This is a genomic window from Arthrobacter sp. P1_C12_2 (assembly GCF_056406415.1).
The window spans coordinates 71,600-95,688 of the sequence record NZ_JBFUAF010000014.1; the positions used below are offsets into that span (position 1 = coordinate 71,600).

At 63.8% G+C, this 24,089-nt stretch carries 17 protein-coding genes; 12 read left to right on the forward strand and 5 right to left on the reverse strand.

Translation table 11 applies throughout. From position 1 onward, the window contains the following. Nucleotides 1-672 precede the first annotated feature (672 nt). The 4 genes from AC1DZQ_RS15305 to AC1DZQ_RS15320 all read left to right on the forward strand — a co-directional run bounded on the left by AC1DZQ_RS15305 (nt 673) and on the right by AC1DZQ_RS15320 (nt 3,137). On the forward strand, nt 673-1,710 hold the full coding sequence (locus tag AC1DZQ_RS15305) for a hypothetical protein (protein ID WP_476964300.1): 1,038 nt from the start codon (nt 673-675) through the stop codon (nt 1,708-1,710). Nucleotides 1,711-1,831: 121 nt separating this feature from the next. After that, nucleotides 1,832-2,086, forward strand: coding sequence for an NAD(P)H-binding protein (locus tag AC1DZQ_RS15310; protein WP_476964343.1), 255 nt, complete (start codon nt 1,832-1,834; stop codon nt 2,084-2,086). A gap of 217 nt (nt 2,087-2,303) precedes the next feature. After that, the gene (locus AC1DZQ_RS15315) at nt 2,304-2,537 is read left to right on the forward strand and encodes a DUF6480 family protein (protein WP_476964301.1); all 234 of its coding nucleotides are present in this window, start codon (nt 2,304-2,306) and stop codon (nt 2,535-2,537) included. Nucleotides 2,538-2,807: 270 nt separating this feature from the next. Then, on the forward strand, nt 2,808-3,137 hold the full coding sequence (locus AC1DZQ_RS15320) for a PDDEXK nuclease domain-containing protein (RefSeq protein ID WP_476964344.1): 330 nt from the start codon (nt 2,808-2,810) through the stop codon (nt 3,135-3,137). Between the two features lie 357 nt (nt 3,138-3,494). Here AC1DZQ_RS15320 and AC1DZQ_RS15325 read toward each other — a convergent pair whose 3' ends face one another. Next, on the reverse strand, nt 3,495-5,387 hold the full coding sequence (locus tag AC1DZQ_RS15325; protein ID WP_476964302.1) for a transketolase: 1,893 nt from the start codon (nt 5,385-5,387) through the stop codon (nt 3,495-3,497). Nucleotides 5,388-6,086: 699 nt separating this feature from the next. Between AC1DZQ_RS15325 and AC1DZQ_RS15330 the strand changes: the two genes are divergently transcribed. After that, a complete protein-coding gene (locus AC1DZQ_RS15330) occupies nt 6,087-6,746 on the forward strand; it encodes an SDR family oxidoreductase (RefSeq protein WP_476964303.1) in 660 nt (219 codons plus the stop codon). A gap of 247 nt (nt 6,747-6,993) precedes the next feature. On the opposite strand, the gene AC1DZQ_RS15335 is transcribed toward AC1DZQ_RS15330, so the two are convergent. Next, nucleotides 6,994-9,576, reverse strand: coding sequence for an ATP-dependent Clp protease ATP-binding subunit (locus AC1DZQ_RS15335; protein ID WP_476964304.1), 2,583 nt, complete (start codon nt 9,574-9,576; stop codon nt 6,994-6,996). Nucleotides 9,577-10,258: 682 nt separating this feature from the next. Between AC1DZQ_RS15335 and AC1DZQ_RS15340 the strand changes: the two genes are divergently transcribed. From AC1DZQ_RS15340 to AC1DZQ_RS15350, 3 genes are read left to right on the forward strand one after another with little or no spacing between them, the layout of a single operon-like run. Next, a complete protein-coding gene (locus AC1DZQ_RS15340; protein ID WP_476964305.1) occupies nt 10,259-11,479 on the forward strand; it encodes a hydantoinase/oxoprolinase N-terminal domain-containing protein in 1,221 nt (406 codons plus the stop codon). Continuing rightward, nucleotides 11,476-12,558: a DUF917 domain-containing protein gene (locus AC1DZQ_RS15345; RefSeq protein ID WP_476964306.1), complete on the forward strand. Its 1,083-nt coding sequence runs from the start codon at nt 11,476-11,478 to the stop codon at nt 12,556-12,558. The genes AC1DZQ_RS15340 and AC1DZQ_RS15345 overlap by 4 nt, the downstream gene beginning before the upstream one ends. After that, entirely contained in the window at nt 12,551-14,110 is a 1,560-nt protein-coding gene (locus tag AC1DZQ_RS15350) for a PucR family transcriptional regulator (RefSeq protein ID WP_476964307.1), read from the forward strand. Before AC1DZQ_RS15345 ends, AC1DZQ_RS15350 begins: the two co-directional genes overlap by 8 nt. A gap of 182 nt (nt 14,111-14,292) precedes the next feature. Here the strand turns inward: AC1DZQ_RS15350 and AC1DZQ_RS15355 are convergent, their stop codons facing one another. The 3 genes from AC1DZQ_RS15355 to AC1DZQ_RS15365 all read right to left on the reverse strand — a co-directional run bounded on the left by AC1DZQ_RS15355 (nt 14,293) and on the right by AC1DZQ_RS15365 (nt 17,606). Beyond that, nucleotides 14,293-15,015, reverse strand: coding sequence for an alcohol dehydrogenase catalytic domain-containing protein (locus AC1DZQ_RS15355; RefSeq protein ID WP_476964308.1), 723 nt, complete (start codon nt 15,013-15,015; stop codon nt 14,293-14,295). Nucleotides 15,016-15,432: 417 nt separating this feature from the next. Then, the gene (locus tag AC1DZQ_RS15360) at nt 15,433-16,257 is read right to left on the reverse strand and encodes an aspartate/glutamate racemase family protein (RefSeq protein WP_476964309.1); all 825 of its coding nucleotides are present in this window, start codon (nt 16,255-16,257) and stop codon (nt 15,433-15,435) included. Continuing rightward, nucleotides 16,254-17,606, reverse strand: coding sequence for an MFS transporter (locus tag AC1DZQ_RS15365; protein ID WP_476964310.1), 1,353 nt, complete (start codon nt 17,604-17,606; stop codon nt 16,254-16,256). The genes AC1DZQ_RS15360 and AC1DZQ_RS15365 overlap by 4 nt, the downstream gene beginning before the upstream one ends. A gap of 665 nt (nt 17,607-18,271) precedes the next feature. On the opposite strand from AC1DZQ_RS15365, the gene AC1DZQ_RS15370 reads away from it, so the two are divergent. From AC1DZQ_RS15370 to AC1DZQ_RS15385, 4 genes are all read left to right on the forward strand, one after another. After that, entirely contained in the window at nt 18,272-20,323 is a 2,052-nt protein-coding gene (locus AC1DZQ_RS15370) for a hydantoinase/oxoprolinase family protein (RefSeq protein WP_476964311.1), read from the forward strand. Nucleotides 20,324-20,333: 10 nt separating this feature from the next. Then, nucleotides 20,334-22,007 (forward strand): hydantoinase B/oxoprolinase family protein, encoded by a 1,674-nt coding sequence (locus AC1DZQ_RS15375; protein WP_476964312.1) that lies wholly within the window; start codon nt 20,334-20,336, stop codon nt 22,005-22,007. 44 nt (nt 22,008-22,051) lie between these two features. Further along, entirely contained in the window at nt 22,052-22,507 is a 456-nt protein-coding gene (locus AC1DZQ_RS15380; RefSeq protein ID WP_476964313.1) for a GAF domain-containing protein, read from the forward strand. Between the two features lie 63 nt (nt 22,508-22,570). Next, nucleotides 22,571-23,824: a metal-dependent hydrolase family protein gene (locus AC1DZQ_RS15385; RefSeq protein ID WP_476964314.1), complete on the forward strand. Its 1,254-nt coding sequence runs from the start codon at nt 22,571-22,573 to the stop codon at nt 23,822-23,824. Nucleotides 23,825-24,089: the final 265 nt, after the last annotated feature.

Here is a 24,089-nt window from a genome sequence, read left to right on the forward strand (position 1 = left end):
CGACCCGTTGTCCGAAGAAGTTTCAAGCGGTGAAAACCAGCCTGTTGACAATGTCAACACCCTTCGCCCCTGACTGGGTCGAACAGCCCTCGGACTGCTTCGAATTCCGCATGTTCCTAGAGTTTCCAGTGTTCGCAAGGGCGGGAATGCAGTTCGAGTCCCACCTCGGGCACGTGTTTTCCCTGTTCAGGGGCTTGCGGGCCGCTGAATGTGTACAAATCTCCTTCTATGGGCCCCTGCGGGGGCCCATTTTTGTTGGTTGCGACTGGTCTGGCGGCTCCTTCTCTTGGCCGGGACGGCGGTGTTGCTCTGTACTCCTTCATGGCGGGGAGCGCCTGGAACTGCATGACTTGAGATCAAATCCTTGTGGCCATCCCTGTCGGGTATTGCGGGCGGGGTATATGCGAATCCCTGATACCTGTATCTGTATCGGATTTCTCGCAGCGCCATTGCGGGCGGATGGTGTCGCGGTGGGGGACCGGCTTGCGTGTGGCAGATTTAGCTGGAGGGGGCAGGCTGATCGGGGCGGGCCAAGTCGGCCTGGAGCGCGCGGATGAATCGGCGATTGGCCGACCGGGACGAGACGAAATCGGTCGGCCATGCCTCTCAAGGCATCTTCGGTTCCCGTCCCGAGGTCCTCTGACGGTGCGGGAAGGGTCTACTCTCGGACGTATGGGCAGCGATCCCGTGCCGGGGAGGAGGTTCCCGGACGCTCCGTCTTACGATGTGCACCGCCGCGTCGTGGAGACGTACGCTCGCGACCTCCTGAGTGGCAACAGCCTGCTGGACGCCCTCGCCAAGCGGACGAGCCGCGGGGGGCGCAAGGCCGAGTTCGATTTCACGGCCACTCCATACAACTTCTGCGAGGTCCTCTGCGTGGCGTCCCCGGAGACTGCCGTGGCCCTACTCGACGCGGGGATCACCACGGCGGACGAGGCCGTCGCGTTCCTCGAAGAGCAAGGGTTCGATGATCTCGTCGAGGACAACCACGACGCCGCGGAGGCCGCGCTCCGCTGGGCGGCGATGCCTTCGGAGGTGCTCGACCGCTTCCAGCACTCCCCACTGTCCTTCTATGAGGACCCGGAGGGCTTCGGGGAGAAGCTGGGGGAGGACCTGCTCGGCAAGCTCCGGAGGAACAAGACGGTTTGGGCCGCCGTGCAGGAGCGCAGGATCGATCTGCGAGACATCCTCCAGATCGGCATCTCACGGTTCCTCGACGCCGAGGACGACGAGGGTACCCTGAGTGGGCTGCTGGCCAGCCTGAAGTCGGACGCAGGCCAGCCAATCCGGGCCGAGGACATCAGCGGCTGGATCGAGCATTTCGGGATCGGCCCGGCAACCCCGAACGAGGTCAAGACAGGCGTCTACCGGCTCGCTGTACGGCACGGCGGCGACTTCGCCGCGCAGATCCCACGGGATGCCCGCACCATGAGGCTGGCCAACGGCCTCTCGCGTGCCGCCGACGGCGAGAGGCGCGGTCTCGACGTCGAGCGTCGCCTGATCCTATTCGGAGCGCAGGTCTTGGCCGGGGCCTCGCGTCCGGCAGGGCTGTCAGCCTTGCCGGACGAGCACGACCTGATGAGGCTTGTCGACGCGGGGATCACCGCCGAGCAGGCGGCCGAGGGGTACCTGAGGGGGATGAGCGCAGCCCAGATGGTAGCGGTGCACCGGGACGGCACAGTCCCGGGCGTCTCAGGCGGCTGGATCTGAAGCCATCCCCGCATGTGAAGGGGCCCGAGCGCCGTGCCCGGTGGTAGACAGGGGCCGCGGTGGGCACGTGAATGAGGGCTTCGAGCATTACATGCGCACGAAATAGTCGGCCGATGTCTACCTGACCCGGACCGGTCTGGACTGGTTGGTTGTCCGCCCCGGGCTTCTTCGCGACGAGCCTGGTGACGGCCGAGTCAAGGCTGGGCTAGCGGTCGAGTACGGCGATGTTCACCGGGACAATGTTGCAGCATTTATCGAGGCCGCGCTGAATAATCCGGCGCTCAACCGGACCATTGTTGAATTGATTGATGGGCAGACGCCCGCAGACGAAGCGGTCAGCCAGCTCGTGAGCGGGACCGCCCCGCGGCAAATCTAGGGATGCTCGGCAGGTTGAGGTGACAGTTCTGGAACCTGGGTACCCTCTTTGCCTATTTCTGCTGACACCCGTCCTGCAGCCACACGTTCAGTCGGACAAAACCCGTCCCGGGATGGGCGAGGACCAAGCCCGGAATCGAGGCCCGCCCAGCCTGGGCCCGACCACCGCCGCCCGTTACCCTGATCAAAGCATCACGACTACGGCCAAGGGAGTGAACGTGTCAGGAAGCAATCCAGACCCATATGAGGACAAGATCACTGGCTTGGAGCCGGGAGGCGGAGCCCCGCCAGGCGAGACCCCACCGGGCGAAGCCTCGACGGCCGGGCCGCAGGGTCACGATGAGAACGGTACGACGAAGGGTGCCCAGATTCTCTGGATGGCCGGGATCGCGGCCGTGGTCCTGTTGTCGCTACTGGACTTTGTCGGTTACATCGTGGGATTACTTGACTAGCGCGCCCTCGGGGCTGCCGGATCGATCACGGACAGATCACCCAGCACCGTGAAAGCGCCGATAATGGACCCTTCGACAACCTAGCTTGACGTAGTATCCGCTATCGGCCGCAGGAACGGACTCACAGACTCCGGTAGTGACAGACCCAGGTCCCTTTGTCAGGCCGGGAGAGCAGCTAAGCAGAACGATGGTGCAGTCAGTGCCTGCACAAAATGCCCCGTTCCTAACGGGGGGAGCGGTGCCGAGCATCAACTGTGAAGTGCGTCATTGGTGCGGTTAACGGGCTATGTGGTTATCGAACTTAAAACGGGCAAGTTCCAACCGGAGTACGCCGGCAAGCTCAACTTCTACGTAGCGCTCGTCGACGACACCCTTCGGCGCGGCCACCACAACGAAACCATCGGCATCCTCATCTGCGGCACCAAGAACAACCGCAGCGTCCGGTACAGCCTGGGACGCTCCACCTCACCCATGGCCGTCGCCACCTACACCTACGACAAGCTCCCGGCTTCCGAACAGCAGGCTCTCCCCAATGAGGGGCACTTCGTAGCCGCCCTGGAATGGGCAGAAGCAGGCTCTGACACCGACGACAGCCAATAATCGCTCACATTGGGAAACTCACACCCGCCACGGCGTGCTGACTCCGCCAAAGCAACATCAGGAATTGTCCAAAGCTCTTTGGACAATTAGGCCCGCGCCTACAGTACGAGGCCTTCCCCAGCGCCAACCACGCGACCGCGGAAATGAATCCTGTGCCCGTGATTCCAGCCCCGGCCGAAGTCCAGAATCCCGGTTTGGGACCAGACACCCAGGGCCGGTACGGCGAAGAGAGGTTGTAGCTTCCGACGGTCCAGCCCAATTGTCCAGACACAATCTGGACAATTGGGGCCGAATAGCCAGCAGTTTCCGGGGGAGAGGCCTGTCGGGGGTTTATGTTGGTCCCGGGGAGCCACGCCATCAAGACCGGTGCGGGTTTGGCCCGGCCAGGCTCCGGGCGGCCTCGGCGATATGTTCTGCGTCGATGCCTGCCCAGGACAGGAGCTCCTGCCCGGTTCCGGACCCGGGCATGCCGTGCACGGCCAAGTGCGTGATGGACAGGTCACCCGGCGGTGCCGTGAGCAAGGCATCCTTGACCGCTGATCCCAGGCCTCCCTCGGGGCGGTGGTCTTCGGCGACGATGACGCGGCCCTGTGTCTCGCCGGCGGCGGTGAGCAGTGTTTCTGCGTCTATGGGCTTGATGGAGTAGCAGTCGATGACGCGGGCCTGGATTCCGTCAGCGTCGAGGATGTCTGCCGCCTTGAGCGCTTCATGAAGGGTGACCCCTGCCCCGACGAGGGTGACGTCGTCGTTGCCGGAGGACCGCAGGAGCTTGGAACCGCCGACCGGGAACTGCTCTGAGGCGCCGTACAGGACGGGGTAGGCGCCGCGGGTGGTCCGGAGATAGCTGATGCCGGAAGTTTCCGCCATGCCCTGCACCAGGGCGGCTGTGCTGGTCGCGTCGGCAGGGTAGAGGACGGTCGAACCATGCACGGCCCGGATCATCGCGAGGTCTTCCAGCGCCATCTGGGAGGGGCCGTCGGCGCCGATCTCGACGCCGGAGTGCGAGCCGCACAGGCGAAGATCGGCGCCCGTGATGGACCCCATGCGGATGAAGTCGTAGGCGCGGGTGAGGAAGGCCGCGAAGGTCGACGCGAAGGCTTTATATCCCCGGCTGCTCAGTCCCGTGGCGGCGGCGATGAGCTGCTGCTCGGCGATGTACATCTCGAAGAACCGGCCGGGGAATGCCTTGGCGAATTCGTCCGCATGGGTGGAATTGCTGACCTCACCGTCCAAGGCAACAACGGCGGGATCGATGCCGCCGAGTGCTGCCAAAGCGTCGCCGTAAGCCTTTCGCGTGGCGACCTCTTCGCCCACTGCGTAGCTGGGGAAGGTTGCGCCGGGAGCGTCGATGCGTGCCTTTGACCCTTCTTCCGGAAGAGGGCCCCGCAAGGTCAGTGTCCGTTGACCGCCGAGTTCTGCAATAGCCTTCTCGGCCATGTCGGGCGGTAAGGGTTTTCCGTGCCAATCCGGACTGTCTTCGATCTGTGGGAAGCCTTTGGCCTTGATGGTCTTGGCGAGGATGACCACGGGCTTGCCTTCAGGTGCTTTCGCCGCAGTGGAAAAAGCCGTGTCAATCATGTCGAGATCGTGGCCGTCGATGATGATGGCCTGGGCGCCGAAAGCCTGGACCCGGCGGGCATAGGACTCCATGTCCCAGCCGAGTTCGGTCTCGCCCCGCTGTCCCAGCCGGTTTACGTCAACGACGGTGACCAGGTTGGTCAGGCCATAGTGGGAGGCCTTGTCCAGGGCTTCCCAAATGGAGCCTTCCGCCATTTCGCTGTCGCCACACAGCACCCACACCCGGTAGGGGAGCCGATCCAGGTATTTCCCAGCGAGGGCCACTCCGACGCCGTCGGGGAGTCCCTGCCCCAGCGAGCCTGTCGCGAAATCTACCCACGGCAGTGCCGGCGTCGGATGTCCCTGCAGGCGGCGGCCGATGCGGCGGTAGCCGGTCATGAGCTCATCGTCGGAGACGACGCCGACGGCCTTGAAGACTGAATACAGCAGGGGAGAGGCATGGCCTTTGGAGAAGATCAGGTGATCGTTGGTGTCCAGGTCCGGGTTGTCCCAGTCATAGCGCAGATGACGGCTGATCAGGACAGCCAGCAGGTCTGCGGCCGACATGCTCGACGTTGGATGGCCGGATCCGGCGGACGTGCTGGACCGGATGGAGTCCACCCGGAGCTGCGCAGCGAGTTCAGCGACCTGTGAGAGGTCCTCGCCGACGTTTTCGTGGTTTGCCGCGGGCATGGCGGTGTCCTTCGTCGATGGAACTTGCCGGATCCCTGCAGGGTCTCGCCGGAGGAAGAGTAAGTCAAGACTCTCCGCCCAACACCGGCGGGCCCCGCCGGCCCGGATGCGGCGGTGCATCCACGCAGATCGATCCCCCTGGCTGGACCGCGCGGTGCCATCCCTCCCGCCATGCGGTCAGGCAGGGCCACCCGGAGTGCAGTCAACGGGCCACTGCGCCATCAGGCCTACGACCGGCAAGCTCAATGCCGGGGCACCCTGGCCGTGCGCTGCTGCCCGTAACACCGTCAAACCCAACTTCTACGCCCGCCATATCAACGACAGACTGAAACGAGACCGGCGCAGCGACGCCATCGACATCCGCCTCCGCAAGGCCAGGAACGACCGCAATAACCAGCGCAGGCTGGGACGCCCCACCTCCCTCCGGGCGTCCGCCTGCGATAACCTTCCCGTCCAAGTAGCCAGTGCTGCGGGTCAGGCTGCCAGGACTGGCGACAGGGCCGCGGATACCGTGCGCGACTTGTTGGCGGGTTCTGCCCGGCGTGACTGCGGAACCTGGCCAACCGTCTGAACCAGCCGCTGCAAGCGGCGGCTTAAACCCCGGCGTTGCTCCGACTCCTTGACTTTGCCCCGGCAACGCCGCCGAATCTGATACCGCAAAGGGTACCTGGGTGCCGGGACGTGGGACAGAATGGGTCTATGGTCCGAATCGCAATCATAGGCGGCCACGGAAAAGTGGCTAGGGAACTCTCCAAAGTCCTGGCTGCGGACGGGCAGGAGGTCACCGCCATCTTCCGCAACCCCGAGCACGCGTCCGACGTCGCGGCAACCGGCGCCACCCCGGTCGTCCTGGACGTGGAGAATGCGACGACGGCGGAAATCGCCGAGGCGCTCTCGGGTCACGACGCCGTCGTATGGTCGGCCGGTGCCGGCGGCGGAAACCCGGGGAGGACCTACGCCGTGGACCGTGACGCCGCGATCCGCTCGATGGACGCCGCTGCCCAGTCCGGCGTCGGCCGCTATGTCATGGTGTCCTATCTTGGAGCCGGACCGGACCACGGAGTGCCCCGGGACAACCCCTTCTTCCACTACGCGGAGTCCAAGGCCGCCGCTGACTCCTACCTGCGCGGCACCAGCTTGGACTGGACCATCCTCGGCCCCGGCGCGCTCACGGACAAGCCGGGCAGCGGCCTGATAGACGTCCACGTCAACGAACCATGGCAGGCTGCCGAAACCGCCCGCGCCAACGTCGCCCTCGTCGCTGCGGCCGTCCTGGAGCTGCCCGCCGCAATCGGCCGGACTATCGGGTTCCGCGACGGCAGCCAAACCATCGCTGCAGCCCTGCAGGCGTTGGCCTAGCCCGTTCGGGGAAAGTGGGCACAAGGGGCGGCTGGCACTCATTATGGACTTCTGCTCGCCACGGTGGTCGCTGAAATGCATCACCGTCATCCACCACAACCTCATGGAGCCCGCGGAGAACGGCGCCTCAGGCTTGGCGATACGGCACGGTGATACGGCACGACGCAGGCAGCTTCGGCCGGGCACACAGGGTGGCTGTGTATCCGGCCGTGTACCGGATCCGCCCGCTGGCGGATCCGGAGGTGGCTTACGCCGCCAGCGGCATCGCCTCATGGCGGGCCTCGACGACGAGCGACTGCTCGTCGACCGAGACGGCCACTTGGCCGCCAGACTGAAGGTCCGACGCCACGAACAGATCCGCGATCCGGTCGTCCAGCTCGCGCTGGATCACACGGCGCATCGGCCGGGCTCCGTATTCGGGCTCGTAGCCGCGTTCGGCGATCCAGTCGACAGCCGTTTCGCTGACCTCGAGAGTGATGCCCTGGGACTGCAGGCGGGCTTCCGTCTGGTTCAGCATCAGCCGAACGATCCGGCGCAGCTGCGCCTGGTCCAGCTTGCGGAACAGGACGATCTCGTCGATCCGGTTGAGGAACTCCGGCCGCATCGTCTCGCGCAGCCGGCCCAGCACCCGGTCCCGCAGCGCCTTCTCTGAGCCGAAGCCGTTGCCCTCGTCGGCCTTGGATACAAAGCCCATCGCGCCGCCCTTGCTGGCCAGGAACTCCGAGCCGAGGTTGGAGGTCATGATGATCACTGTGTTGCGGAAGTCCACCATGCGGCCCTGTCCGTCGGTCAGCCGCCCGTCGTCGAGCACCTGAAGCAGAAGGTTGAACACATCCGGGTGGGCCTTCTCCACTTCATCGAGCAACACCACGGAGTACGGGTTTCGACGGACGCGTTCGGTCAACTGCCCGGCTTCGCCATAGCCGACATAGCCCGGAGGGGCTCCGACCAGCCGGCTTACGGTGTGCCGTTCGCCGAACTCGCTCATGTCGAAGCGCACCATTGCATTCTCATCCCCGAACAACGACCCGGCCAGCGCCTTGGCGAGTTCGGTCTTGCCCACACCGGTCGGGCCGAGGAACAGGAAGCTGCCGACGGGCCTGTCCGCGTCCCCCATGCCGGTGCGGCTACGCCGAACCGCCTTCGCGATCAGCGTCACGGCGTCGTCCTGCCCGACGATCCGCTGATGCAGTTCCTCCTCGAGCCTGGCCAGGCGTTCCCGGTCGTCTTCTGTGAGCCGGCTGGCTGGGATTCCGGTGGACCGTGAGATGATCCCTGCGATCTCCGCTTCGCTGACGACGGCCTCAGCGCCTTCGGAAGCCTCAGGTGCACTGGAAATCGAAGCGGAGAGCTTCCCGCTCACTGCGTCGATCTCATCCCGCAGCCGCGAGGCCTCTTCATAGCGTTCCGTGGCGACGGCGTCGTTCTTGGACTTTTCCAGGGTTGCGAGCTGTTCGCGAAGAACAGCCACGTCGGTCTGTGAGCCGAGTTTGATGCTCAGCCGCGCACCTGCCTGGTCGATGAGGTCGATGGCCTTGTCGGGTAGGAAACGGTCCGTCACGTAGCGTGCGGAGAGTTCGACGGCGGCGCGGATCGCCTCGTCGGTGTAGCGGACGCCGTGGTGTTCCTCGTACCGTCCGCGCAGGCCGTCGAGGATCTGTACGGCGTCTTCGATGCTCGGCTCGCCGACCTGTACGGGCTGGAAGCGGCGTTCCAGTGCCGCGTCCTTTTCCACCTTTCGGTATTCGTTCAGGGTGGTGGCGCCGACGAGATGAAGTTCACCACGGGCCAGGCGCGGCTTCAGGATGTTTCCTGCGTCCATGCCGCCTTCCCCCGCGCCGCCGGCTCCGACGACCGTGTGAAGTTCGTCGATGAACAGGATGATTTCCCCGGCGTGTGAACCGACCTCGTCCATCGCCTTGGTCAGGCGCTCCTCGAAGTCACCGCGGTACCGCGTTCCGGCCAACATGGCCGGCAGATCCAGGGCAATGACGCGCTTGCCGCGGAGCTGTTCGGGCACGGCGCCCGCGATGATCGCCTGGGCCAGCCCTTCGATGATCGCGGTCTTGCCCACGCCGGCTTCCCCGACTAGGACAGGGTTGTTCTTGGTGCGCCGGGCCAAGATCTCGATGGTCTGCTCGATCTCGGCGCTTCGGCCGATCACCGGGTCCAGGCTGCCTTCGCGGGCACGTGTCGTGAGGTCACTGCCGTAGGTGTCCAGGGTCGGGGTGTCAGACCCGGCGGCAGCTGCCTGCGGCCGTCCGGGCTCCGCGCCGGTCGGCGTGGCCCCACGCCGAGGGGACTGCTCGCGCGGACCGGACTGCAGGGACTCCGGCGTCACCCCGGCCGCGGCGAGCACCTGCCCGGCCGGGGCCTCCTGGTTGACGACGAGCGCGAAGAACACGTGTTCGGGATCGATGTAGGTTGAGCCGAATGCCCGGGCAACCTGGTAGGCGTCGAGTAGGGCGCGCTGGGCCGACGGTGTCAGGGCCGGCGTCGTTTCCGCCCTGGCGGTTGCCTGCTCCGGGAGACGCTCCTCGGCCGCCGCGGCGATGGCAGCAGGTTCCGCGCCTGCGTGCCGGATGTAGTCGGCGGCCGGTTCCGTCTCGACCATGACACGCAGGACGTGCAGCGCGTCCACATGGATGTGACCGTGCTGCGCGGCGAACTGTGCGGCACGCGCGAGCACGTCATGGGTGCGCCGGCTCAGCAGCCGGGTGATGTCCATCGGGTGCCCGGGGCCGGCCGTGCGCTGGCCCTGCAGGTAACGGGCAAGGAATTCGTCGAACGAGCCGTGGCCGGACTCGGCCGGTCCAAAAAATGCAGCCATGAAACCTCCGTATGAGAGTTGAGTGTACTTGACTCAACGCTGGGAAAACGGATTTATTCCCGGGTGCAGCAGTGGGCAGGGTACGGACCCGGGGAAATCGGGGCGCCCCGGTGCCTGGGCGCTGCTCAGCCTCAGGGCGAAACCCCGAGCGAGATCACTTCTGGCCATCGTCCCGGTGGGGAACGGCAGCCCTCCTGACCGGCCCCTTCGGCGGGTTGTTCGGACTAGAACATGCCTACTGGGCCATCTCCCCCTGGGTCCTGATCCCGCATCAGGGGCTAGCTCCGCCCCGCACTATCTGGCGTGGACTGGAACAACTGACCGGAACACGGGTGGGCTGGGCCCACGGCAATCGCCGAACCATCGCTTCGGCCGGCACCGCCCTCGCTGCCCTGAAGGCCGCCGCGGCCACAACAGCCGTCCTCAGAACGGCACGAACAATAGGCCGAGGAGCACGAAACAATGCTCTCTCCGCGACTGGGGGAGCACTAGAGGACGACTAGTGGTGCACTCTATACACAGGGAAGATATTCACGACTCGGCAGATACTCAACGTTGGTAGACGCCAGGCAGGAACTGAACAATGAGAGTGGGACTGCGGCTACAGGGAACCAGCTGCTGGACCGTTGTACTGGACGGGCGGACTGTAGTTTCCGCCGCTCGGGAGGTGCACGCGGGCAGCTTGTCGGATGCATTGGAGTCGTCCCTGTCCGGGCTCCGTCGGGAGTTCGGGTCAGGCATCACGGAGATCACTGCCGACGTCGGACGGGTCTTGGTGGAGCGGAAACTGGCAGACGTGGTCGCCATCCGTATTTCACCCCGTCCCCCCGCGGACGACTTTCACAAGACCGTGCTGCCAGCCCTTGTTGAACCGGCAGTGACCCGGACCGTGCATGTCCGCGGGGGTCACGACCTGCGGGGACGGCCTCTGGCCCGGTTGGACCTGGAGGCGTTCCTGGCCGATCTCCCCGGCATCCTTGCCGGTGACGTGCGGAACGTGGCCATCACTTCCGTCGGTTCGACAGCGTCAAAGGACCATGAAACGCGCATAGCCGATGCCATCCTAAGCAACGACAGAGATATGCGGATTAGTATTTCCAATGACTTCTATTCCAGCGTTTTCCGGGACCGCGACTACACGGCCATCCTTAACAGCGCCCTGATGGAAACGGGGGAAGAGCTGGCTGCCATGCTTGAGGAGGCAGGCCGGCGCCAGCTCCCGACCACCCTCTTGTCGTTTGCAAAGAACGACGGCGGCCGCGCACCTCTGTCACGGCTGGCCTTGGCGCCTGTGCACGGGTTGCGCGCCGAGCCCGCGATGGGAATCCTTGGCGCGGCCACGTTGGCGGGAATGCCCGAAGGGGAGGTCATTCTCTGCATGGAGGCCGGGGTCAACGTGGGCCACACCCGTGGAGGCCTGCCTGTCACCAGAAGCCTCATTCGCCAAGGATTTGACGCAAGCCTTGCCAGCAACGCCGCCATTCTGGAGCCGTACACCGTCCACCATCCGGTTCGCACCGACATCCCCTCCGTGATTGCCGACCTCCGCGAGTGGCAGCAGAGTGCGCTGCCCTTCGGGCTGGTGCCCACTCTGCCGGCGGTGCAGGACGCCGCACTGGAAGGATCTGCCGTGGCCCCGCTGACGGCGTGGATCGACAGGCTCGAGACCGTTAGCGGCCGGGTTGACTTGAAACGCGTGCAGAACCTCGCCGAAGAGGACGCCCACTCAGCGGCGGTCCAGTTGGGCGCCAGCCCCGGGCAGACCTACATCGTTGAATCGAACGTCTTTGCCATGCCCTACGGCAACCCCGGAATCGTTCGAATCCGGGTCCAGGCGGCAGGAGAAACGTCCGCCGCTGAGGAACACGTGCTGCCCGCAGCCGCGCGAGGAACCAACCCATGAGCACCGTACTCACTACCGAGGACGTCCGGAACCTCAGAACAGGTGCCCACTTCCTGGCCTGCACCATCGACCCGACGGCCATCTACGTCTACGCTGAGATGATCCAGCGGGCGATGGAGGACCGGTCATTGGAACTCATCACCGTCGACGAGCTTGCTCCCGACGATCTGGTTGTGGCGGTCGGAATGGTCACGCAGGGCCTTTTCATCGCCGACATGCCTCCCGTGGGCGATGAGTTCCTCGGCTGCATCAGTGCCATCGAGGCCAGTCTCGGCCGGAAGGTGAGGGCGATCTATCCGCTCGCCGCCGCCAACATCAATGGAATCGTCCCCCTCATGGTTGGGCTGCAGTCCTCGCTGCCCGTCATCGATTCCGACCCCATGGGCCGCGTTTTCCCCTTGATCAGCCAGACAACTCTGAACATTGGAAACGTGGCGATCGGCCCTATCGCGCTCATGGGGGTAACCGGGGAGCGGGCGGTGGTTGAGGTCGAAAGCCCACAGCGGGCCGAGACACTGGTGCGTGCACTGGTGACCGAACTCGGCGGTTGGGCAGCCACCGCCATGTATCCGTGTTCCGCACAACAGCTGAGGGAACATGGCGTTCATGGCTCCATCAGCCGGATGATCCGGATCGGGCAAATCCTCGACGCGAGCACCTCGGTTGATAGAAAGTTGTTGTTGCTCGCCGATCTCCTCGGCGCCACGCGCATCGCCCGGGCCCGAGTGAGCCACATCGAAAGCCTTTCCCGGCCCACCGATCTCGGCTTGCCGGCGCAGCCGTCCAGCGTAACGCTCGAAGACGAAACCACCGGACGCATCGTCCGTCTTGAACTCCAGAATGAGATCCTGCTGGTCCTCGTGGATGGTGAGATAACAGCCGCCGTCCCGGACATGGTGACGCTACTCAATTCCGAGCAGGGCACGGTGGTCAACCTCGACGACGTCCAGGTGGGCGACGTCATCGACATCGTGAAGATCACGGCAGCGGCGCAGTGGTATTCGGAGGAGGGGCTTGATCTCACCGAGCCCAAGGCCTTCGGCATTCCGATCGCCCACCCACGGCGGCGACATGCGTAGATCGAAAAATGAAACCCGGCTCGATGTCGCTGCGCTATTGGCGCACGGTTCCCTCCGTGGTGCCACGCCGCTATATCTCACTCCATCCAGCGGGTTGATAGAAAGTGTTGTTCTCGTCTCCCAGCTTGAGGCAATCCGGCAGGTGCGGCCCAACACTGTGGTGGTCCTCTCCTCAGAGATGGGATCAGGGGGTTGGCTGGTGTCCGCGGCGCTGCGCCATGCGTGGGAGCGGCGCGCCAGCGCCGTCGTCGTGGCCGGCAGCGCCTATGCAAGCGCGGCGGTCGGACTGGCGGAGCGGTTGGGCATCACGCTGCTGGCCACTGACGGGGAGCCTGCAGCGCTTGCCTTGGCACTGGCGGCCGAGATCGGCGCGGCCCTGTCGGTGGTCGATGCGGAACTGGCCAGGGTCGCCCGGACAGTCGCAAAGGACACCACCCTCGGTGACGTCCTCAAGACCATTTCCAGGGAACTGGACGGGGTCGGAGTTTCGCTGGAGTACGACGGCGTGGTTCTGGCCTCCGTCGGGCTGCCTCCACGGGAGACTGACGAAGTCATCAACGTGGAAGTCGGCGGGGCCAACAGCGTCGTCCGCTGCACCCTCACGGCCCGCGTGCCCACTTCCGGCATCCACAACCTGCGGCTAGTGCGCTCAATCCTTGAGGTGGCCACCCCCGCGGTGAAGGCTGCCTGGCTGTTGGAGGAGCTACTTGGTACTGCCCGGGCCGTTCCCACCGCGGCGATCGCCGGGTTGGATCAGGACCCTGCCGCGTCGGGCGCGGAGTTCGAGCAAAAACACCGCCATCTGCTGACCCAGTTGGGCTGGCGCGAAGGGGAGCCGTACGTGGCCGTGTGGCTCCGCAGCGGGCAGGTGCAAGACCACCGGCCCGAGTTGACGGCCGTGTTGCGCCTGCTCTGGCGCAAGGTCACAGCACGCAGCCCCTTGGCTGAAGTTCAAGGCGGTTGGCTGACGCTCGTACCCGCCGGGGATCAGGACGCCTCGACCCAGCTCGAAACCCGAATCAGGACACGTCTGGGGCCAGCTCTTGCCGAGCTTGGCCTGGTGGCGGGACTGTCCCGATGGCAGGAGGATGCCCCGGCGCTGGCGTTGATCGTGCGTGAGGCGCGGCTGGCTGGACAATCCGCCCGGTCAACGGGGCCCGGCACGGTTCTAGGCTTCGCCAGCCTCGGGGTGGTCGCGGCCACGACCTTCGTCGACATGGACGCCGTCGCGCTCGTGGCAGAACTATCACTGCCGCGACTGATGAATTCCCCGGACCGCGACGTGATCATTACGGCAGTGGCCGCCTTCCTCGATCACCGCGGCTCAGTCAGCCTCGCTGCCAAATCCCTCAACCTGCACCGGAACACCCTGCAGGCCCGGCTTAACCGGGCACGGGAACTCGGTGTCCCGCTTGATATCCCCTCTGAGCTGCTGTCCGTCCACCTCATCGTCAAAGTGCTGCGGCGATCTATGCGAGACAAAACGACTTCCGAAGACACCCTCGAAAACCAGAAAGAACTCCCTGAGTTCCCAGTCCGATTCCATCAATGATTGCGCCGAGGATTTCTGGCTTCGGCCAGCGCTTAAAACTGCCCCCATCGAACGCCGGGCACGAGCACGGCGCGCGTCTCCATCCGTCAGCAGTCAGTGACGGCGGTCCATGCCTGAGCCCGACCCCGGTCCGTGCCCCGGGCTGTTCCACGGACACGGACACGGGCCCAGACGCGGCAGGGCTAACTTATTTCGACGACAATCTTCCCTGACTGTTCGTTCGACTCCATGTAGCGGTAGGCATCAAGCACTTGGTCGACGTAGGTGCCGAGGGACTCTCCTCCGACAGGGTCGAAAGCGACCCGCACGCCCTTGCCATCGGTGGTGCGGTCGATGACCTCGCCGAGGTCGTCGACCCCCACGAGGGCTACTTCGTTTGCGCCGGCCTCGAGGAGGAGCGATCGCTTCTTCTCTGACCGTGTCGTCGCGACCACCTTCGCCCCAAGTGCGCGTGCGATCTCGATGGCACCAAGCCCGGCCGAACTGGCGGCGGCAGTGACGAGCACTGTGTCTTCGCATCCGAGATTGGCTGCCTCTGCGAAGGCGAAGTAAGAAGTGAGATATTGCATCCAAACAGAGCAGGCCTGGGCATCCGAAAGTTCCGGTGGAGCAAGGGTTAGGTAGTCTGCCGGTAGGACAGCTGTTGTTCCCTGCACGCCGTCGGTTGCGGTGAAGAAGGGAATGCTCGTGACGCGGTCACCGATGTTGAAGGCTGTGACGTTCTCGCCGATCTCGGTGACGGTACCCACTGCCTCGGACCCAATGCGCGAGGGGAACGCCGGGATGGTGTAGTGCTCTCCGTGGATGAACATTAGATCTGCCCTGTTGAGTGCGAATGCTGCGACGTTGATGCGGACATCGTTTTCCGCGACTTGACGTGGAGCAGCAGCTTCGACGGCCAGCACTTCGGGGCCGCCCAATCTGCGGAAGACAACCGCGGATTCCGGCCTGCTCATCGCTGGACCAGCGAGAGGTCGGGCTTGAGGGGGGACAGCAGTCCGATAGGGACATAGTAAGCGTGGGTCATCATGGGCTTGATACATAGGGTCCGTCTGGACATAGCCTTACCTCCGTTTTTGCTTGGTGCTATATGCCACGTTCGATTTTGATTGGGTTAGCCGGCGCTGATACCGCCGGGGTTATGGGAAGGATGCGGTTGCCCGTCCCCGCAGTGCTGGTGACCGCGGGGGTTCCCTCGCCTGCCTCGATCACGGAATGTCAAGGCAAGCGAGGGCATCGGGGTAACCTCCGGCCAAAGATGCCCTAGGGTGGAGGGGCTCTGTGACGCGCAAGCAGTCGGCGTGACGGGCAGTGCAATGTATTTACGAGGACACCGTGGTCATCGACACCATGTGCTTTGGCTCGAGAGCCGGGAAGAACCGCTGGCGTTCTTGGGCTGTGGGCCCGTCGTAGCCCAGGCGCTTGCTGTGCGTCCAACCGAACCGACGAACCGAATCAACGAGCTGCTCGGCGTGTTTGAGCGGGGCCACAGTCGCGTCGATCACGGGTACGCCAATTTCCTCTTGGACCGTTCGGAAGAATCCGAATTCGGCCGTGCAGCCGAGGATGACGACGTCTGCGCCGTCCTGCTCCACGGCCTTGCGGGCTTCGGTCATGATCCGCTTTTCCGTGAGCGCCGGGTTCTCCTGGAAGTCATCGACGCCCATCTCGAGCACGCGCCATGAGGCAAGACGCTCTGATGCGCCGCAACGATGGACGTTCTCGGCCATCTCGGGAATCCACTTTTTCCGTCCGACGAGAATGGAGAATCGCTCGCCCAGACTTCCGGCGATGCTCAGCGCCGAGTGCGCCGGGCCTACAACCACCATGCGATCGGTGATTTCGCGTGCCGCCCGCAGCGCCGGGTCGTAAAAACAACCGATGACGGCGGCGTCATAGCCTTCTTCCTCCGCCCACCGCACCGTTCGCAACAGCTGTGGAAGCATGAGTGCCTCGAAAGCGTTGTATTCAACGTGGGAGGGGCCCTCTCCGTCAAGGGAAACGACATCAACTTCGGTACCCGGACGGACTATCTGGCGGAAGGAGTCCGCCATCGCTCGATTGTACACATCGGTGTAGAGCGGGTTGATCCACAGGATTCGGGCGTTCTCCGAGAGATCGTCAAGATTGTCGGTGGGGGTGATCATTCCAATTCACTTCCTTCGGTTTCGGGCAAGAACAGGCTGAGGATGACCGTGACAAACAAGAACATGTTGATAAACAGAATTGTCGAGGTGACTCCAGTGGCGGAGGCTAGGAGGAACCCGACAAGACTCGGTGCGACCGTATTTGCGACGCGCTGACCGAAGATACCGAACCCGTAACCTGAGCCACGAAGGGCCGAGGGATAGAGCTCGCCCATCCACGTGTCCCAGACACCCCAGGCTCCCAGAGCGAAGAAGGCCAGAGAGAACATGCCCACATACATCTCGGTCTCGGTTGAGGCTGTCGCGAAGAAGAAACCGCCGCCAGCCGCGGCGAGGACATAGATCGTGAATATCCATTTGCGTCCAAAGCGTCCGGTCAGGTAGGAGGCCGTCATGTATCCCGGGATCATGAGGACCGCGCTCAGGGCAATGAAGGAAAAGCTTGATGAGGCGCTCAGTCCTCGCCCCTGAAGCAATGTTGGCATCCACGATTGAAGTCCCCAGTAGCCCCAAGAGAAGGTGAAGTTGATGAGGACTTGAATGACCGTGATCCGGCCCATTCTCCCCTTGAAGAGGCTCCAGATGGACTGCTTCTCGCCCTCCGACACGGTGAAAATGGTGCCACGGGAGATGGGGCCTGCTCCCAGACGGTCGAGGACATCGTGCGCGTCTTCATTCCGCCCCCGCCTCGCGAGCCAGTACGGGGATTCCGGAACGATCTTGTACAGAACGATGCCCCACAGGCTGGCAAGTGCGCTAACAGCAATGACCCAGCGCCAGCCGTGCCCGCCGATCAGAGCAGCGGTGCCGAGGGCGGCCAGGATACCGATCGGCCACCCTGCGGCAAGATAGACCGTGGCCTTTCCGCGGACCTTAACCGGGAGCAGCTCTTCAAAATAGGGGAAAGTCACAGTGAAGACGCCCGAGAACAACAGCCCGGAGAGGAAGCGAGCCACCGAAAGGGTCTCAAAGTTCGGTGCGAGACAACTCAGGAGCGTGAAGACGCCATAACCGGCGAAGCTCCATGCACACGTGGATTTCCTCCCGATCCGGTCAGAGATGGGCCCCCAAATTAGTGACCCGGGGATCATGCCCAGGAAGAGCGCCGAGATGGCGATTCCTACCTCCGTCATGCCGACCTGCAGGCTAGTAGCCAGATCACCAGCAACGTAGGTGAGCATGAGCATTTCCCAGGCTTCGATTGCGAAAGCGAAGAAGAGGACCGCACAGATTTTAAAGTGGATGGACCCGAAAGGCATGTCGCGGAACGCGTGCCCGACGGCCATGGAGCGAGGTGGGCTCGCCGTCCCGGGCGCTTGCCCTGAAATGAGTGGGTCGATACTGGACATGTCTTGACCTCCGATATTTTGGACAGGATAAGAAGTACACGCAGCGGTTCTGTGCACGGAGAACAGTCCGGATATCAAGGAATTCACCTCGGAGCAGCTCACCCAAGCCTCCACTCGGAGTAGGTCTCCTAATCCCCCGCCGAGTGATTGCCCTCACACTACAAACCAAGAGCGCTCAGACGGTGTTCACTTTGCACTTCTTTGATTCGCCCGTTTGGGCGGAAAGCACTGCTCTTGTAAACGCGCACCCTCTGCGCAGGTCAAAAGGGCTTTGTTTTTGGTGACATTGGGCAGGCTCTATCCGCCGTTATTGGCTTTCGGGCTGGTGCCAGGCGTCCTAGAGGTATCGCCAAAAGGGGGCGCCGGCCAGGTTCGTCTCCAGCACTTCTGCCTGCCCCGGGCAGAATGACCCGTGCCACTACAGCCCATCCGGGAGCGCCTTCGTTGTCGCACTGAGGAGGACAAGCGCCAATTCATAAACCTCACGCCGCCGGCGCGCCGAGCCCACCGGCCTCGACAGTTCCAGTGCCCGCACACCACTGCTATGCACTCTGCCCGTCCAGGTGCAGCCGAATCATGCAGTATGCCCATCATCTTGGTCGGCCCCGTCTGTACCGTGATCTCCCACACACAAAGTTCCATTCCAAGACCATGAGGAGATACACATGCCGAACTACAGGGTGTCGATGGATATCGGCGGAACCTTTACTGACATTGTGGCGTACGACCAGGACGCCGGAACCTACGCGGCTACGAAAGCATCCACCACGCCGGGGAACCTGAGTGCCGGCGTCATCGCAGGCCTGGAATCGATAGTTGATGATCTATCGGACATCGATTTCCTGGTCCACGGCACCACCCAGGGCCTGAATGCGTTCCTAGAACGTCGTGGGGTTCCCGTGCTACTGCTGGCCACGGCCGGCATCGAAGATACCTATCACATCGCCCGCGGCCCCCGTCTTGAGCTCTACAATGCCCAGTACCGCAAGCCTGCCCCGCTGATCGAGCGCAAGGACGTCATCGGCGTCGGTGGCAGGCTGGACAGTCAAGGCCAGGAACTCGTGCCCTTGGACGAACTGGCAGTCCGCCAGGCCGCGCGCCGGGCAGTGGAGGAGGGCTACGGCGCCGTCGCCGTTGCGTTCCTGTTCAGCTACAAGAACCCCTCGCACGAACTCCGGGCCCGCGAAATCTTGATCGAGGAACTCGGGGAACAGTTCACAGTCTCCCTTTCGCACGAAGCAGCCAAGGAATGGCGCGAATACGAGCGCACATCCTCCGCCGTCGTCGAGGCCTACACGGGGCCGGTCGTACGCAACTACCTCCTGGACTTGGAAGAGAAACTTGCTGACCGGGGAGTGGAAGCCCCGCTGCACATTATGCAGTCCTCCGGCGGCGTGCTTACCGCTGAGTCCGCCCGTAAGCGCCCGCTGCAGACACTGCTTTCCGGCCCCGTCGGCGGTGCCATGGGCGATGTCGAACTGGCGGGCGTCTCGGGAAACCGCAACCTCATCGGTGTGGACATGGGCGGCACATCCTTTGACGTTTCCTTGGTGGTTGACGGCAAGCCGGACGTCTCCATGGAGGCCCACCTTGAAGGTCTGCCGATGCTCATGAGCGTCGTGAACATCCACACAGTCGGCGCCGGCGGCGGCTCCGTCGCGTGGCTCGAAGCCGGCGGCCTGCGGGTGGGACCGCGCTCCGCGGGAGCCACCCCAGGACCGGCCTGCTACGGCCGCGGCGGGACGGAACCCACCGTTACCGACGCCAATCTGGTGCTCGGACGAGTCGACCCCGGCTGGTTCGCCGGCGGACAGGTGGCCTTGGACCGTGAAGCCGCGATCACAGCCCTGAAAACGGTAGGTGACCAGCTCGGCCTGGACCCCATCGCCATGGCCGAAGGCATCTGCGACGTGGCCAACTCGCAGATGGCCCAGGCCATCCGGACCATCACCATCTCCCGGGGTATCGAACCCCGCGACTTCTCCCTCGTGGCCTTCGGCGGAGCAGGACCCATGCACGCCGTCTTCCTCGCTAAGGAACTTGGCATCCCGGAAACGGTCGTTCCCCGCTTCCCCGGCGCTTTCTCGGCCTGGGGCATGCTRCAAACCAACATCCGTAAGGACTTTTCCGAACCGTACTTCTACCTCGACGAAGACATCGACGTGGCAGACATGGCCGGCATCCTGCGCTCCATGGAAGTCGAAGGCCTGTCGTCACTGATCTCGGAAGGCGTCCCGGAGGAAAGCCGCGCCACCACGGCGTCCGTGGACGTCCGCTACCAGTCGCAGGAGTTCTCCCTGAACGTTCCGCTGACGTCCGCTGACGAACCCGGGTCCCCGGACTTCGTCGCCAACCTCGCTGTCCGTTTCTCCGCGATGTACCACGAGCGCTACGGCCACTCCAATCTCGGCGCCCCGATCGAAATCGTCACGCTGCGCACGCAGGCCGTCGGCGACCTGGGACGGCTGGAAGCTCCGAGTTACGCAACCGCACAGGGCCCGGAGTTCAAGCACGAAATCCGCCGGGTGGTCTTTGACCACGTCGAACACGACACCACCGTGGTCCGCCGTGACGACCTCGGCGCCGGCCACACATTCGAAGGACCCGCCATCATCGTGGAGCAGACCGCCACCACCGTGGTGCCCCCCGGGTTCAACGTCAAGGTCGACGAGTTCGGCTCCCTGGTCATCCGCTCTGAAGACGTCGAAGGAAACTGAGGTACCAAAAATGACAATTACAGCAGTCAAAACCCTTGATCCCGTCACCGTGGAAATCATCCGCAACGCGCTCACCAGCGCCGCGGATGACATGAACGCCACCCTGATCCGCTCCGCTTATTCACCCATCCTCTACGAGGGCGGGGATTGCGTCGTGGCCCTCCTGGACACCGAGCACCGCGTGCTCGGACAGTCCGCCGGTCTGCCGCTGTTCCTAGGCAATCTGGAAACCTGTTCCATCGCCGTGGAGGAGATGTACGGCCGCACGGTCTGGCAGGAAGGGGACATCTGGATTCTCAACGACTCATACCTGGGCGGCACCCACCTGAACGATGTGACCATTTTTGCTCCGATCTTCGACGAAGGCGCGGTAGTCGGATTCGCGGCCACCCGAGCTCACTGGATGGACATGGGGTCCAAGGATGTCGGTGGTTCGATGGACTCGACGGACATTTTTCAAGAGGGCTTCAGGATGGGGCCGGTCAAGCTGGTCGAGGCCGGAGTTGAGACTTCTGTTGTGGACCTGATCCGGACCAACGTGCGCTTCCCTTACCAGACCATTGGTGACATGCACGCGATGATCGCCGCCCTCCGGATGGGGACCACCCGAATGAAGGAGCTCGTGGGCCGGTACGGGATGGAGCAGCTCGATGCCGCCCGGGATGAGATATTCCGCCAGACGGAGGAAATCGAGCGTGCGACCGTACGCAACATCCCGGACGGCATCTACGAAGCCGAGGGCTTCCTGGACAACGACGGCATCAATCTGGACACTCCCATTGCGATCAAGCTGCGGATCACCGTAGCTGGCGACACCGTTGACTTCGACGTCACCGGATCGGCGGACCAGACCATGGGGCCGGTCAACTGCGGCGCCGCCCAGGCCGTCTCGGCGCTGCGCGTGGGTTACAAGCTCCTCGTCAGCCCGGAGTCCAACTCCAACGGCGGATCCTTCCGGCCAATGACCACCCAGGTACGGTCCGGCTCAGTGCTCGGCGCCGTGACGCCAGCCCCGTGCCAGTGGTACTTCTCCCACCTCGGGCTTCTGATCGACCTCGTCTCCAAGGCAATGGCCCCGGCCATGCCGGAACGCGTCGCCAGCGCCAGCCACGGTGACTCAATGATCATCACCGCCGCCGGTTTTGACACCCGTTTCGGCCGGAACTTCGTCACCATGGAAGCCACTCTGGGCGGCTGGGGTGCCTGGCAGGGCACGGATGGTGAATCCGCCATGATCAACAACGTCAACGGCTCACTCAAGGACCTGCCCATCGAGATGCTGGAGACCCGCTACCCGTTCCGGATCAACGAGTACTCCATCCGCCCCAACTCCGGCGGCCCCGGCCAGTACCGCGGCGGCAACGGCGTGGTACGCGAATACGAATTCCTGGCCGACTGCGTGGTCGGGCTCTGGTTCGAACGGTCAAAGACCCCCGCTTGGGGGCTCTTCGGCGGATCGGACGCCCGGGGCCCCGAAGTTGTGATCAACCCCGGCCGCCGTGATGAGGTCCGCACCCTGAAGGCGAACGCCCACAAGGTCAAGGCCGGCGACGTCGTCCGCCTCGCCGTGGGAGGCGGCGGCGGCTTCGGAGAGGTCTCCAAGCGCTCCCGCGAGGACATAACCTACGACATCGTCAACGGTTTCATCACCGAGGACTTCGCCAAGACGCACTACGGCTACTAAGCACCGCCAGCGGATGGGTTCCCATCAAGAAAAGAAAGGACTCTATGAGTTCCCAATTTGAATCCTTTGACGACGTGTACGCTCACGCCCAGGTAGCAGTCGGTGTCACGCTCTTTACCGCCTCCGTCCTTGCCGATAATGGCACCAGTATGGCCCGCGTCTACACCACCCATCCCAATGTCTATCCGGTGGGCGGGAAGAAGACTCTCGCCGGGGACACGAACCGGGTGTGGCTGGAGCAGGTGCTCAATGGACAGCAGCCGTTCCTGGGGGCGGATAAGGAAGCGGTCCGCGCATTCTTCTTTGATTCGGCAACCATCGAGTCATTGGGCTGCGGGGCCATCGTCAACGTTCCGGTCCTAAGCAACGGCCGGACTATCGGTTCCATGAACTTCCTCGCACCTGAGGGCAGCTACGACCAGAATTCGGTGGACGCAGCCGTGGACGTTGCACGGCGGTCCGTCCATCTGCTCGAAAAATCCCTCACCGCAGCCAACTAGTTCCTTCACGGGCGGGCACCAATTGGGGGCCCGCCCGCGGGGGACAACAGGAAGGAACAGCACGTGACCACTCGGGGAAGCCTGACAATACGGAACGCCCTCATCTTCGACGGTGAATCACCCGACCTGATTGAGGGTTCTATCAGCATCCGGGATGGCCGGATCACTGCCGTAGGGCGGGAGGTGGAAGAGACCGGCGCTGTCCTTGACGCAGGCGGCCGAACCGTGATTCCAGGACTTATCGATGCGCATTTTCATGCCTACGCGCTGAGCCTGACGTCCGCCAGGAACGAGACGGGGCCACTGAGCTATTCCGCACTTGCCGGGGCACGGCGCCTCGCGGCTGCCCTGCTCCGCGGGTTCACTGCGGTTCGTGACGTAGCCGGTGGTGACGTTGGCCTTGCCAGCGCCATCGAGGAGGGTCTGTACCCCGGTCCGCGCTACTTCTTCACCGGCCCGGCGCTAAGCCAGACAGGCGGCCACGGCGATATCCGGGCCGCGAACCACGGAGGATGCTTCCATGGCGGGCACATGTGCGAAGTGGTGGACGGCGCCGATGACCTGCTGCGGGCCGTGCGTCACCGATTCCGCACAGGTGCCTCCGCTATCAAGCTAATGACCTCCGGCGGGGTCGTTTCACCGGTCGATCCGATTCGGGTTCCGCAGTACAGCGCGGCCGAAATCCGCGCCGTAACGGAGGAGGCTTCCCGCCGGGGCAGCTACGCCACGGCTCACGCATATTCGCCCGAGGCCATTCGCCATTCAGTACTTAACGGGGTTCGCTGCATCGAACACGGCAACCTGCTGGATGCAGAAACCGCCCAGCTAATGGCTGACAATGACGTCTATCTAGTCCCCACCTTGGTGACCTACGAAGCCATGGAACGGCGCGGCACGGAAGTCGGCCTCACCGAAGCGGGAGCGGCCAAGAACCGGGAAGTTCTAGAGGCAGGGAGGAACGCCGTGGCACTGGCCCGAGATGCTGGGGTCCGGATTGGGTTCGGAACAGACCTCATGGGTGAACTGGAGGATGAGCAACTGGCCGGACTCCGCCTGCAGTGTGAAGTGCTTGGCGTGTACGGCGCACTCCGGTCGGCTACATCAACCAACGCCGCCCTGCTTCGGCGCGGTGACCTTGGACGCATCACCCGAGGGTCCTGCGCGGACTTGGTGGTCCTGGACGGGAATCCCTTCCACGACCCCTCGATCCTCTGGGACGAAAGCAAGACGCGTACCGTTATCAAGGACGGCCAGATCATCTCCATGGGTGCCCTTTGGGGTGCCAGGGATTTGCCGCTAGACGTTCCGGTTGCCTAAGAAAGCGGCAAAATAACCGCTAATAGGCGGAGGGCTCGCCAAGGCTGAAAATCGGAGCAATGCGCCATAACCTCACACAATATCCGCTATCGGCCGTCAACTCGGTTGTGCGTAATGCTTGCTGGCGCCCTCATTTGAGGGCCGATAGCGGACCTTTTGTTTGGCGTGGCAGCGGTGCGCCTGATGCTGCGGCTGACCGGAATTCCGTTCCGAAAGCCTCCTGGCACAGAATTCAGAACAGCCATCTCGACTCGGGGAGTGGGGC

Bases quoted from the DNA above. Each gene is read 5' to 3' on its own strand.
- AC1DZQ_RS15380 (WP_476964313.1), top strand. From the start codon at position 22,052: ATGAGTTCCCAATTTGAATCCTTTGACGACGTGTACGCTCACGCCCAG.
- AC1DZQ_RS15365 (WP_476964310.1), bottom strand. From the start codon at position 17,606: ATGTCCAGTATCGACCCACTCATTTCAGGGCAAGCGCCCGGGACGGCG.
- AC1DZQ_RS15330 (WP_476964303.1), top strand. From the start codon at position 6,087: ATGGTCCGAATCGCAATCATAGGCGGCCACGGAAAAGTGGCTAGGGAA.
- AC1DZQ_RS15375 (WP_476964312.1), top strand. From the start codon at position 20,334: ATGACAATTACAGCAGTCAAAACCCTTGATCCCGTCACCGTGGAAATC.
- AC1DZQ_RS15350 (WP_476964307.1), top strand. From the start codon at position 12,551: ATGCGTAGATCGAAAAATGAAACCCGGCTCGATGTCGCTGCGCTATTG.
- AC1DZQ_RS15325 (WP_476964302.1), bottom strand. From the start codon at position 5,387: ATGCCCGCGGCAAACCACGAAAACGTCGGCGAGGACCTCTCACAGGTC.
- AC1DZQ_RS15305 (WP_476964300.1), top strand. From the start codon at position 673: ATGGGCAGCGATCCCGTGCCGGGGAGGAGGTTCCCGGACGCTCCGTCT.
- AC1DZQ_RS15360 (WP_476964309.1), bottom strand. From the start codon at position 16,257: ATGATCACCCCCACCGACAATCTTGACGATCTCTCGGAGAACGCCCGA.
- AC1DZQ_RS15345 (WP_476964306.1), top strand. From the start codon at position 11,476: ATGAGCACCGTACTCACTACCGAGGACGTCCGGAACCTCAGAACAGGT.
- AC1DZQ_RS15335 (WP_476964304.1), bottom strand. From the start codon at position 9,576: ATGGCTGCATTTTTTGGACCGGCCGAGTCCGGCCACGGCTCGTTCGAC.